The organism is Deinococcus radiopugnans ATCC 19172, assembly GCF_006335125.1.
GTDB lineage: Bacteria > Deinococcota > Deinococci > Deinococcales > Deinococcaceae > Deinococcus > Deinococcus radiopugnans.
Window position 1 is genome coordinate 58,593 of record NZ_VDMO01000018.1, and the last position, 11,916, is coordinate 70,508.

Consider the following 11,916-nt stretch of genomic DNA (forward strand, 5'->3'; position numbering starts at 1 on the left):
CTCTAGACTGCCGCCCAGTGTGAGAATCGGAATCATCACCGCGACCTACCTGCCGTCCCGCAACGGCGTGGCGACCAGCACGGCGCTGTTCGTGCGCGGCCTGCGCGAGCGCGGCCACGAGGTCCGGGTGTTCGCCCCGCGCCACCCGCTGATGCCCGCTCGGGAGAACGGCGTGTACCGCCTGAACAGCTCGTTTCTGGGGGCGCGGGCGCTGGGCGCCCCGGCGGATTACCCGGTGCTGCTGGCCCCCGGTCCGCTGCTGACCGCCCGCCTGCCACTGCGAGATCTGGACGTGCTGCACACCATGCACCCGTTTCTGGCCGGGGGATTGGCGCTGAAATGGTCCCGGCTGTCGGGCGCGCCGGTGGTGTTCACGGCGCACACCCAGTACGACGAGTACCTGCACTACACCCCGATGCCCCCGCGCCTGGGCCGCGCCATGCTGCGCCCGCACGTCAGCGCCTTTGCCCGCCGGGTAGACGCGGTGCTGGCGCCGGGCCGGGCCATGGTCCAGATGCTGCACGAGTACGGCTACGGGGGGCATGTGGAACTGTTCCCGAATCCGGTGGATCTGGCCGCGTTTCAGGCCGCCGACGGGCACGCGTTCCGGGCCGAGCACAATGTGCCCCCGGACGCGCCGCTGGTGATGTACCTGGGCCGGCTGGCCCCCGAGAAGAATCTGGACGTGATGATCCGGGCCTTCGATCAGGCGCGGGCCAGCCGCCCGGAGCTGAGACTGCTGGTGGTCGGCGACGGCCCCAGCCGCATATCGGCAGCCAGGGACGCGCCCGAGGGCATAAAGTTTACCGGCCCGGTGCCCTACGCCCGCGTGCCGGAGGCGCTGGCCGCCGCCGACGCTTTCCTGACGGCCAGCACCAGCGAGGTGCTGCCCATGAGCATGATCGAGGCGCTGGCGGCGGGCGCGCCGCTGGTGGCCGCCTGCAGCCCCGCCGCGCTGGACCTGACCACGGAGGGCGTGAACGGCACGGTGCGCGAGGCGACGCCACAGGCGCTGGCCGACGGGCTGCTGTTCGCGCTGCACCCGGACCGGCTGGGCGCGCTGCAGGCGGGCGCGCGGGCCAGCGCTGCCCAGTACGACCTGCCCGTGCGGGCGCGGGCGCTGGAAGAGGTCTACCGCGGTGTGGTGGCCCGCCGCCGCCCGCGCGGCTGAACCACACCGACAGTCCGGGCCGCACCGACCACAACGCGCCGCCTCTGCCATAATTCCGCGCATGGCTTCCCACTCCAGCATTCATGACCTCAAGGACCACATCGGGCAGAGCGTGCAGGTTCACGCCTGGCTGACCGACAAGAGCGGCAAGGGCAAACTGCAGTTCCTGAAACTGCGCGACGGCAGCGGCTTCGTGCAGGCCACCGTGTTCAAGGGCGACGTGGAAGAAAACGTGTTCGAGGCCGCCAAGCGGCTGACCCAGGAGCAGGCCGTCACCGTGACCGGCGAGGTGCGAGCCGACGAGCGCGCGCCCGGTGGCGTCGAGCTGAGCGTGCGTGAATTGACGCCGATTTCGGAGAACCACGCCGAGTACGCCATCACGCCCAAGGAACACGGCATCGAGTTTCTGATGGACCACCGCCACCTGTGGCTGAGGCACCGCCGCCCCTGGGCCGTGATGCGGGTGCGTGACAGCGTGCAGCGCGCCATCGTGGACTTTTTCCACGGCGAGGGCTTTATCCGCTTCGACGCGCCGTTCTTCACGCCCAACGCCGCCGAGGGCACCACCGAACTGTTCGAGATCGACCTGTTCGGTGAGGACAAGGCGTACCTGTCGCAGACCGGGCAACTGCACGCGGAGGCGGGCGCGTTCGCTTTCGGCAAGGTCTACACCTCCGGCCCCACCTTCCGCGCCGAGAAGAGCAAGACCCGCCGCCACCTGCTGGAATTCTGGATGATCGAGCCGGAGGTGGCCCCCAGCAACCACCGCGAGAACCTGAACCTGCAAGAGCGCATGCTCAGCTTCATCGTGCGCCGCGCGCTGGACGAGTGCGCCCCGGAACTGGAGCTGCTGGGCCGCGACACCGCCAAACTGGCCGGGGCCGCCGAGGGGAACTACCCGCGCATCACCTACACCGAGGCGTTGGAGATCGTGCGGCAGCACATCGAGGCGGGAGATCTGCCGCCCAACGTGCAGGACGACGTTCAGCCGGTGGAGTGGGGCGACGACCTGGGCGCGCCGCACGAGACGATTCTGGGCCACCACTTTGACCGCCCCGTCATCATCGAGAAGTACCCGGCGGCCATCAAGGCGTTTTACATGCAGCCGGACCCGGAAGACCCCCGCGTGGCCCTGTGCGACGACGTGATCGCCCCCGAAGGCTACGGCGAGATCATCGGCGGCAGCGAGCGCATCCACGACTACGACCTGCTCAAGTCGCGCATCGAGGAACAGGGCCTGCCGCTGGAGGCCTTCGACTGGTATCTGGACCTGCGGCGGGTGGGCAGCGTGCCGCACGCCGGCTACGGCATGGGCCTGGAGCGCGTGATCGCCTGGATCTGCGGCCTGGACCATATTCGGGAGGCGATTCCCTTTCCGCGCATGCTGACGCGGATGCGGCCCTGAGTCAGAATTCTGAAATGGGGCGCTGGGCTATGCTCGCACCGATGAAACTGCCTTTCGCTCTGCTCACCCCCGTCATGATGATTTTGCTCGGTGCCTGCGCCCCCACCGCCAGCCAGGAACAGGCGCTGGTTGATCCGGTCTTTGCCCCTGGGCAGGTCTGGGAGGTGGCCTGGGAGGATGGACTGAAACCCTCGACGGTCACCATCCCCGTTCTCCATTCCAACGAGAGAGGCATGGTGTTTTACGTTGGCGAGGAAATGCAGGGCATCGATAACGCTTCGGCCTCGTTCTCGGCCGGCGGTGACATCAAACCTCACATTTCCATCAACGTGAGCAAAGCTCCTTACGGCCAGAAACGAGACTGCAACGGCCTGATCAACGCTCCTGTTGAAGTCGGTCAGACTGTCCAGGGCGTCTACGCTTTCCAGACGGCGCGGGGCGTGTACGGCGATTACGTCAGAACCGGCAGCAAAGAGGGCTTGTCGAACTGCACCATGAAGAGGCTCAAATAGACTGAGTTTTAAACTCGGGCGTCTCTTAGCCGTTCAACAACTTCACCGCGCCTGCCAGGACCCTCACCCGGATCGCAGTGACCTGACCGTGCAGGTCACCGTCCAGGTGGAGCGGCGTGGGTGCGTCCCAGCGCACCGTGACCTCGCGGCCCTGCGCGGCGTGAACCTGCGGCTGGTCCAGATGGGTGCCGCGCAGCACACGCAGCATCAGGCCCACCAGTTGCAGGCGGTTCATGGGGCCGCCCGCCACCACGTCCAGCAGGCCATCGCGCGGGCTGGACTGCGGGCTGATGCGGAAGCCGCCGCCGTAGCGGGTGCCGTTCATCACGGCGACGATGGGGCTGGGGCCGCTGTAAAAGGATTGGCCGTCCAGCGCGATCTGCACGCCGGACAGATGCAGCTCACGGATGGTGGCGACGGCAGCCCAGGCGTAACGGGCAAAGCCCTGAAAGCGGGCTGGGGCATGCGCCATGTTGGCGGTCACGGCGGCGTCGAAGCCCAGGCCCAGACCATTCAGCAGAATGTGGGTGCGGCCCGCGCCGTCGCCCTCAAGAATGCGGACCTCCAACGCGTCCACGTCGCGGGGCTGAAAGCTCAGGCGGTCCAGCGCCTCGGCGAAGTGGCCGGTCTTCAGGCCCAGCATGCCCGCGAAGTCGTTGCCGGTGCCCAGCGGCACCACCGCCAGCGGCCGGCCCGGCCGCTGTGGAACCGACACCAGCGCGGGCAGCAGCGCGCCCACTGTGCCGTCGCCGCCCACCGCCAGCACACCAATCTGGGGCGGCAGCGCCTGGATGCGGGCCAGGGCGTCGTCGCCGCTGCCCTCCAGGATCAGCTCGAAGGGCTGGCCGCGCCGCTTCAGCTCGGCCTCCAGACGCGGCCACTCGCGCGTTGCCAGCCCCCCGCCCGCGTTGGGATTGAGAACGACGGCCAGCGGGGGAACCGAAGATTGGGAAGCGCTCACGTACAACACATCATATGCGCTGGACCGTGCTCTAGCGCCAGTCGTCCGGGCGCTCGCCCAGGCCGAAGTGCCAAGCGACGGCACGTGCAATGCGCCCGGAGGCCTGCCCGTCGCCGTAGGGATTGCGGGCCTCGCGCATGGCCTGCAGGGTGGCGGGGCGGTCCAGCAGCTCGTTCAGGACCGTCTCAAGCTGCGCGGGGTCATTGCCGGCCAGCCGCAGCACGCCTGCTTCCAGTCCCTCGGGACGCTCAGTGACGTTGCGCAGGACCGCCACCGGCACGCCCAGCGCCGCGCCCTCCTCCTGCAGGCCGCCGCTGTCGGTGGCCAGCAGCTTTGACGCCGCCATCAGCGGGGCCATGTCGCTGTAGTCCAGAGGGTCCGTCAGTTCGAAGTTGGGCAGACCCTGCAGCACCGGACGCACGGCTTCCTGCACGGCGGGCGACAGGTGCACCGGGTAGATGAAATGGTGGTCCGGGTGCGCCTGCGCCACGTTTGCCAGCGCCCCCGCCATCTCACGCATCATGGGCTGGTTCTCGCGGCGGTGCATGGTCACGGTCACCAGCGGCTGACCGGCGTCCACGCGCGCCTGCCACGCGGCGCGCAGCGGCACGCGCCCGGCCACCTCGCGCACGGCGTCCACGGCGGTCTGGCCGGTCACGAAGATGCCCGCCTCCGGCTTGCCCTCGCGCAGCAGGTTGGCCCGGCTGCCCGTGGTGGGCGAGAAATCCAGCGCGCTCAGCACGCCGGTCAGGCGGCGGTTGGCCTCTTCCGGGAAGGGCTCTTGCAGGTCACCGCTGCGCAGCCCCGCCTCCACGTGGCCCACCGGAATGCCCTCGTAAAAGGCCGACAGGGCCACACAGAACGACGTGGAGGTGTCGCCGTGGACCAGCACCAGGTCCGCGCCCATCTCGCGCAGCACGCGTCCGGCCTGCGGCACGATGCGGGCGGTCAGGTCCGCGAGGGTCTGGCGCTCGGTCATCACGTTCAGGTCACGGTCCGGGGTCAGGCCGAAGACGTTCAGCGCGCCGTCGAGCATCTGGCGCTGCTGCCCGGTGGACAGGATCAGCGGCTGCAGTCCAGGCTGGGCGGCCAACGCCGCGTACACCGGGGCCATCTTGGTGGCTTCCGGGCGGGTCCCGAAGGCGAGAACGATCCGTTTGTCAGTCATGGCACATCCTTGAAGAAGACATCGAGACGCGGGCCGGGCAGCAACGTCGCCGCGACCACGGGGGAAACAGTGCGGACCAGCGCGCCGGGACTGGCGGGCAGCGTGGTCAGCCCGGCCACATTACAAGAGATTGCAGAACGTACAGCCGGTGCCTGCGCCGCAGGCCGCCGAAGCGGGAGGTGAAGCCGTGCTCGTGCCGCACGCCCAGGCCGCAGGCGGCAAACAGATCCAGCCATCCGGCGCGCGAGCGCTCGGCGTGCGGGTGACCGAATTCCAGGTTGACTAGGGCGTCCGTCAGCCGTTCGAGGCGGCCCGGCAGAATGTCATCACCGTCCTCCAGCACCAGCACCGGCCCGCCGCACACCCGCGCCGCCTCGCGCAGGGTCGCCTGTGGGTCGGGGCAGTGGTGCAGCACGAAGGCCAGCAGGACACTCTCGAAGGAACGGTCCGCGAAGGGCAGAACCGCGCCGCCGTACAGAACATGCGGCACCCCGAAGTCCCGGCTCAACCACGCGGCGATGGGACGGGCCACCAGCCGCTGCCCCAGCGCCCCGGCGTGTGGGGGCACGTCGGCCATCGTCACGGCCCAGCCCTCTTTTGACAGCAGCGCCGCCGTGTGGCCGGTGCCCGCGCCCAGGTCCAGCACGGGTCCGGCGGGCAGATGAGGACGAATCAGGCTCAGCACGAACCGCGCCCGCCGCCAGCCCAGCGGGGCGTAGGCGGCCGAGATGACGGCGGGCCAGAACGTCAGACGCCCCGCCGCTTCGTTCCCTTCATCGGCGCGTGGGTCCAGGGGTCATCCGGCCAGGGGTGCTTCGGGTAGCGGCCCCGCAGGTCCTTGCGAACCTCGAAATACGACGAGTTCCAGAAGCTGCGCAGGTCCTGCGTGACCTGCACGGGCCGCCCGGCCGGCGACAGCAGATGCAGCAGCACCGGGGTGCGGCCCCCGTTCACGGCAGGCGTCTGCTCAAGCCCGAACAGTTCCTGCAACTTGACCGCCAGGATCGGCGGCGAACCGTCGGCGCGGTACTCCAGGCGAATGCGGTTGCCGGTGGGCACAGTCAGGTGCGTGGGCGCGAGGTCCCCAAGCTGCTGCGGCAGCGGCCAGGGCAGCAACGCCTCCAGGGCGGGCAGCAGGTTGAGTCGGCCCAGATCGTCGCGCGTGCGGGCCGTGCCCAGAACCGGGCCGAGCCAGCCTTCCAAGGTATCCAGCAGCGCCGCGTCGGAAAGGTCCGGCCAGTCGGCCTCGGGGTGCCAGTGGCGCAGCGACTGCACGCGGGCGCGCAGCGCTTCGGCCTCGCGGGAAAAGGTCAGCAGGTGCAGGCCCTCGGCGCGGATGGCCCCGGCCAGCGCCGCCACCCGCAGTTCGGCGGGCAGGTCTTTCAGCGGGCGGGTTTCGAGAATCAGCGCCCCCACGCGGCGCTCGCGCTGGGCCAGCAGCGTGCCGGTGCGGGCGTCCCAGCGCACCGCCTCGGCCCACCCTGCGCGGGCGTCCAGGGTCGAGAGGGCCAGCGGGGCGGCCAGATAGATTCGGCCCTCGGCGTTCTGTGGGTTCAGGGCGCGGGCGTCCAGATGGGCCACCGCCAGCGCCGGCGCCCCGGCCAGCGCGTCTCCCTCGGGCAGCGCCACGCCCTGACCGCCCGCCAGCAGGAAGCGGCCCCGCGCGCCGCCGGGCAGCACCTCACGGGCCAGGGCCAGCCGCTCGGGGTAGGCCAGGGCAATCAGCTCGCCCAGAGCGTAGGCATCGGGTTCGGCGTTGTCGGGCCGCACGCCCAGCAGTCCCCGCCACTGCCGGGACAGCCGCTCGACGCGCTCCAGCACGGCGGCGTCTCCCCGGTCACCCCGTCCGGCCCGCCCGTCCCGCAACGCGGCCACCCGCTCGGTCAGGTCCGCGCCGGAGCCGGGGGGCAGCGGATCGCGCTCTTCGAGCAGGGCGGCCAGATCGGCGGCCAGCGGCCCCAATCCCGCCTGCGCCCCGCCGGTCAGCAGGTGCGCGAGACGCGGGTGGGTGGGAAACTCCAGCAGGCGCTGACCTTCGGGGGTCACGCGGCCCGTGTCGTCCAGGGCGTTCAAGCCGCGCAGCAGGAGCCGGGCCGTGTCCACGCGCGGGGCCGGCGGCGCGTCCAGCCACGCCAGAGCGGTGGGGTCCGGCGCGCCCCAGGCGGCCAGTTCCAGCACCAGCGGCGCGAGGTCCGCCTCCAGCACCTCCGGGGGGCGGGCGGGCGGCAGCAAAGGCTGGGTGCGCTCGGACCACAGGCGGTAGGCCACGCCCGGCGCGGTGCGGCCTGCCCGTCCGGCCCGCTGCGTGGCGCTGTCACGGGTCACGCGGCCCGTCACCATGCGGGTCAGGCCGGTGGCCGGGTCAAACGCCTGGGTGCGGCTCTGCCCGCCGTCCACCACCACCCGCACGCCGTCGATGGTCAGCGAGGTCTCCGCGATGCTGGTGGCCAGCACCACCTTGCGCCGGCCCGCCGGATCGGGGAGCAGGGCGCGGCGCTGCTCTTTCACGCTCAGGTCACCGTACAGCGGCAGCACCAGCGCGCCGCTGTCGGTCAGTTGCGCGGCGGCCCCGCGAATCTCGCGCACGCCGGGAAGGAAGGCCAGGATGTCGCCCTCATCTTCCGCCAGCGCCTGCCGGACCTTGCGGGCCACGGCGTCCTCCACGCGGCCCACCGGGTCCGTGGGCAGGTAGCGCACTTCCACCGGGTAGGCGCGGCCCGCGCTTTCCACCAGCGGGGCACCCAGGCGGACGGGCAGGTCCGGGTCCAGGGTGGCGCTCATGACCAGCACGCGCAGGTCCTCGCGCAGCGCGCCTTGCACCTCGCGCAGCAGGGCCAGGGCCAGATCGGCGTTCAGGCTGCGTTCGTGGAACTCGTCCAGAATGACCAGCCCCACGCCGGCCAGTTCCGGGTCCCGTTGCAAGCGGCGGGTCAGGATGCCTTCGGTAACGACTTCCAGCCGGGTCTGCGCCGACACGCGCGACTCGAAGCGCACGCGGTAGCCCACCGTCTCCCCCACCGCCTCGCCCAGGCCCTCGGCCAGCCGTGAGGCCACCGCCCGCGCCGCCACCCGGCGGGGCTGCAACATGATGACCGACTGCCCGGCCAGCCAATCCTCCTGCAGCAGGTCCAGCGGCAACGCCGTGCTCTTGCCCGCGCCGGGCGGGGCCTGCACCACCACCAGCGGGTGTGCCGCCAGGGCCGCGCGCAGCGCCGGGATCACCTCGGCGATGGGCAAGGGGGAGGACGCGGCAGGCATGGAAGGAATGGTAGCGGAGTGGCGCGGTCGGCGGGACAGGTTCGCCGCCGAGCACCATCAGAGCTTCAGGAAAAGGCGGGCGACTGGACCCTACCGGCTCAGGCCATATCCAGACGCCCGTGTCCGGCTGAGCCAACGGCATCTCCCTCCCCTTCTCGCGGCCAGCGCACGGGTATACTGACGCGCCCTGACAGTTCCGCTGCGGGCCGCCCGCACGGAGACCCTGCCCCCATGACCACAGACCTGCCCACCCCCACCAGCGACCCCATCGGCCCTTCGCCCGCCCCCAGCGCCCCGCTGTACTCGCCCGCACGGGTGCGTCAGCTGCTGACCCAGCACGGGCTGAGACCCACCAAGAGCCTGGGGCAGAACTTCCTGATCGACGGCAACATCCTGCGTGCCATCGCGGAGGCGGGCCTGAGCGGCGGCCCGGCCCAGGGCACCCCGGTGCTGGAAATCGGCCCCGGCCTGGGTGTGCTGACCCGCGAGATCGCCACGCGCGGCGCGCAGGTCACGGCCCTGGAGAAAGACGAGAAGCTGCGCCCGGTGCTGGCCGAGACGCTGGCCGGGCTGGACGTGCAGGTGGTGTGGGGCGACGCGCTGGACTTCGACTACGCCTCGCTGCCGCCGGGGACGCGGGTGGTCGCCAACCTGCCGTACTACATCACCGGCGTGCTGCTGTCGCGCTTCATGCACGCGCCGGCCATCGTGTCGGCCACCGTGCTGGTGCAAAAGGAGGTGGGGCAGCGGCTGGCCTCGAAGCCGGGCGACGATAACTACGGCTTTCTGAGCGCACTGGCCGCGCTGTACGGCAGCGTCAGGCATGTCCGCGACGTGCCGAAAGGGGCGTTTTTCCCGGCTCCGGACGTGACCAGCAGCGTGATCCGGCTGGATTTTGACCGCTCCGCTCCGCTGCCCCCCCGTGAGCTGCTGAAATTCATCGAATCGGCCCTGGGCCACCGCCGCAAGACCCTGCGCAACAACCTGCGGATGATCGGGCATCAGGGGGCGGCCATCGACGCGGCGCTCGAGGCCCTGGGTCTGCGCCCCGACGTGCGCGCCGAGGACGTGCCGCTGGACACCCTGCGGGACCTGGCCGGGCGGCTGGGCGTGCTAGGGTAACGTCAACGAATTTGTGTCCGCAAGACCTTGGTCTGACCGTTTCGCTCACGGGGCTGCCCGTCCCGGTTGTGCCGGCTTTTCAGTGACGTTGCCCGCGCGACATCACGTTCTCAACACGGGGCCTGCCCCGGAGGTTTTCCCTTGAAGTTCTACGTAATCGGCGACGTGACCGTTGACCACCTGTACCACCTGAACAAACTGCCCCGGCCCGGCGAGGAAGTGACGCCCCAGCGCGCCAGCATGAAACCCGGCGGCGCGGGCGGCACCATCGCCGTCACACTCGCCCGGCTGGGCCACACCGTGACGCTGGCGGCCTGCGTGGGCGACGATCCCTTTGCCGACTACGCCCTGAGCCGCGTGCGCGAGAGCGGCGTGAGCGAGGCGGCCATCCAGCGCAGCGCAACCCACCTGACCAGCACCATCACCCTGATGCAGACCGCCGACGGCCAGCGCACCATGATCAGCGACGGCGCGGCCAACCGCCAGCTGGACCCGGCCAAACTGAAGAAAAAAGACGTGGAGGCGTGCGACGCCCTGATCGTCAACGCCTACGGCCTGATCGAGGGGCCGCAGCGCGAGTTCACCCTGCAGGCCATCGAGTACGCCCGCAGCGCCAAAAAACCCGTACCGGTCTTTATCGATCTGGGCACCGGCGCGGTCAACAAGGTGGGCACCGGCCTGCGCGACGAGGCGCTGCGCTCGGATTACCTGACCCTCAACCAGCATGAGCTTCAGGCGCTGACCAGCACGCGCTCGATCAGCGCGGCCCTCAAGCAGCTGGGCGAGGCCGGGGCGCAGCGGGTGGTGGTCAAGGTGGGCAAGATGGGCAGCATCATCTGGACCCCCACCGAGACCGAACTGGTGGACGCCGTGCCGCCGCCCGGCGCGGTGGTGGTGGATTCCACCGGCGCGGGCGACACCTTCACCGCCACCTTCGCCCACGCGGTGCTGTCGGGGGCCAGCATGGCCGAGAGTGCCCGCGCCGCCAACGCCGCCGGTGCGCTGGCCGCCACCGGATTCGGCGCGCAGGAACATCCCATCACCGCCGCCGATCTGGCGGTCGCGGTTCCCAAAGTCAAGAAGAAGTAAGCCCCCCTGCGTGGGAGGCAAAAGAGTGACCGGGGCGAAAACTGCCCCGGTCACCCCATTTTTGTATCGCGCCGTGGGGCTCAGGCCCGCAGTGCAGGTGGGTCCGGCAACACGCGGGTAATGTACGGCTTCCAGCTTCCGAGCGGCTGGTTGCGCGGAATCGGCTGCCCGGCGTCGTTGACGTACACCATGCGGAAGCGCCAGCGCTTGACCTCCAGTTCGCCGGCCTCGCGGTAGTGCAGTTCCACGTCCAGGTTGGTGGCGGCAGGATCGGTGTCGCGGGCGGCCAGCAGATTGAAGCCGGTCAGCTTCTGGGGGCCGTACAGTTCCCTGGTGGCCTTGACCGTCTGCTTTTTCGGCGGCGTGCCGTGCGCGGGCAGCAGCCGCGACATGCTGGAATAGTCCCGCTTCTGCCAGCAGGACAGGAATTCGGTCAGTGCCTGTTGCGGAGTGGGAGTATTCATACGGCCATTGTCGCAAATCTGGCCCCAGGCTGCCTTGAGCCTTCTGGCGGATTCGGGGGGATGGGCATGATGGCGGATGGCAGTCTGCCGGCCCTTACAGTGCGGAGATGCTCCGTCCTCTTGACCTGACCACCTGGCCGCGCCGCCAGATTGACCAGCACTTCCGTCAAAATCCCTGCGCCTTCAACGTCACCGTTCCTGTAGACGTGACGGCGTTTAAAAGCCGTGTGCAGGAGGCGGGAAGGCCTTTCGTCCCCGTCCTGATCTACGTGATCTGCACGGTGGTCAATCGCCTGCCCGCGCTGCGAATGGGATTGAGCGATGATGGTCAGCCCGGCGTCTGGGACAGCATTCTGCCTCTGTACACTGTTTTCCACCCAGAGACGCAGACCTTCTCGGCGCTGTGGACGAGGCTGGGCGGCGGTTTCGACGAGTTTTTGAGGAATGACCGCGCCGATGCCCGGGCATATGGCTCAAGCCCGGATTACCGGCCCAAACCAGGGACGCCGCCCAACGTTCTGAATATCTCCGTGGCGCCGTGGCTGGGCTTCAGCGCTTTCGAGTTGAATCTAGGGGAAGGGGCAGACTACCTGCTGCCCATTTTCACGGTGGGCCGGTACGAGGAAAGCGCGGGCCGACGGAACTTCCGCACATTTGGTGATGCAGCCTCAGTGGAGTGGTCGGTAGAGCAGTCTGGCCCGCAACAGATTCAGGCCCGCGCGACCGTACATCCCCCGTTTCAAGGTCTTGAGGCGGTTCACCTGGG

The 11,916-nt window shown here is 69.8% G+C and carries 10 protein-coding genes and 1 pseudogene; 6 read left to right on the plus strand and 5 right to left on the minus strand.

Annotated elements, in window-relative coordinates:
• Nucleotides 1-19 precede the first annotated feature (19 nt).
• The 3 genes from FHR04_RS15345 (at nucleotide 20) to FHR04_RS15355 (ending at nucleotide 3,088) form a co-directional block, all read left to right on the plus strand.
• The gene (locus FHR04_RS15345) at nucleotides 20-1,171 is read left to right on the plus strand and encodes a glycosyltransferase (RefSeq protein WP_139404180.1); all 1,152 of its coding nucleotides are present in this window, start codon (nucleotides 20-22) and stop codon (nucleotides 1,169-1,171) included.
• A gap of 61 nt (nucleotides 1,172-1,232) precedes the next feature.
• Entirely contained in the window at nucleotides 1,233-2,576 is a 1,344-nt protein-coding gene (gene asnS / locus FHR04_RS15350) for an asparagine--tRNA ligase (protein WP_139404181.1), read from the plus strand.
• Nucleotides 2,577-2,617: 41 nt separating this feature from the next.
• Nucleotides 2,618-3,088, plus strand: a complete 471-nt coding sequence (locus tag FHR04_RS15355; RefSeq protein WP_139404182.1) for a hypothetical protein — start codon at nucleotides 2,618-2,620, stop codon at nucleotides 3,086-3,088.
• A gap of 25 nt (nucleotides 3,089-3,113) precedes the next feature.
• On the opposite strand, the gene FHR04_RS15360 is transcribed toward FHR04_RS15355, so the two are convergent.
• The 4 genes from FHR04_RS15360 to hrpB form a co-directional block, all read right to left on the minus strand.
• Nucleotides 3,114-4,049: a diacylglycerol/lipid kinase family protein gene (locus FHR04_RS15360; protein WP_039686914.1), complete on the minus strand. Its 936-nt coding sequence runs from the start codon at nucleotides 4,047-4,049 to the stop codon at nucleotides 3,114-3,116.
• A 31-nt stretch (nucleotides 4,050-4,080) separates the two neighbouring features.
• Entirely contained in the window at nucleotides 4,081-5,217 is a 1,137-nt protein-coding gene (gene wecB, locus FHR04_RS15365) for a non-hydrolyzing UDP-N-acetylglucosamine 2-epimerase (RefSeq protein ID WP_139404183.1), read from the minus strand.
• A gap of 106 nt (nucleotides 5,218-5,323) precedes the next feature.
• Nucleotides 5,324-6,010, minus strand: coding sequence for a class I SAM-dependent methyltransferase (locus tag FHR04_RS15370; protein WP_139404184.1), 687 nt, complete (start codon nucleotides 6,008-6,010; stop codon nucleotides 5,324-5,326).
• Nucleotides 5,965-8,475: an ATP-dependent helicase HrpB gene (hrpB, locus tag FHR04_RS15375; RefSeq protein ID WP_139404185.1), complete on the minus strand. Its 2,511-nt coding sequence runs from the start codon at nucleotides 8,473-8,475 to the stop codon at nucleotides 5,965-5,967. Before hrpB ends, FHR04_RS15370 begins: the two co-directional genes overlap by 46 nt.
• Nucleotides 8,476-8,706: 231 nt before the next feature.
• Between hrpB and rsmA the strand changes: the two genes are divergently transcribed.
• Together rsmA and FHR04_RS15385 are read left to right on the plus strand one after the other, a co-directional pair.
• A complete protein-coding gene (gene rsmA / locus FHR04_RS15380) occupies nucleotides 8,707-9,597 on the plus strand; it encodes a 16S rRNA (adenine(1518)-N(6)/adenine(1519)-N(6))-dimethyltransferase RsmA (protein ID WP_139404186.1) in 891 nt (296 codons plus the stop codon).
• 141 nt (nucleotides 9,598-9,738) lie between these two features.
• Nucleotides 9,739-10,686 (plus strand): carbohydrate kinase family protein, encoded by a 948-nt coding sequence (locus tag FHR04_RS15385; RefSeq protein WP_039683746.1) that lies wholly within the window; start codon nucleotides 9,739-9,741, stop codon nucleotides 10,684-10,686.
• A gap of 80 nt (nucleotides 10,687-10,766) precedes the next feature.
• On the opposite strand, the gene FHR04_RS15390 is transcribed toward FHR04_RS15385, so the two are convergent.
• Nucleotides 10,767-11,150 carry a hypothetical protein gene (locus FHR04_RS15390; protein ID WP_039683748.1) on the minus strand — a complete coding sequence of 128 codons (384 nt, stop codon included), beginning with the start codon at nucleotides 11,148-11,150 and terminating at the stop codon, nucleotides 10,767-10,769.
• Nucleotides 11,151-11,257: 107 nt separating this feature from the next.
• Between FHR04_RS15390 and FHR04_RS15395 the strand changes: the two are divergent.
• Nucleotides 11,258-11,719, plus strand: a pseudogene (locus FHR04_RS15395) (CatA-like O-acetyltransferase); the annotation flags it as partial.
• Nucleotides 11,720-11,916 lie beyond the last annotated feature (197 nt).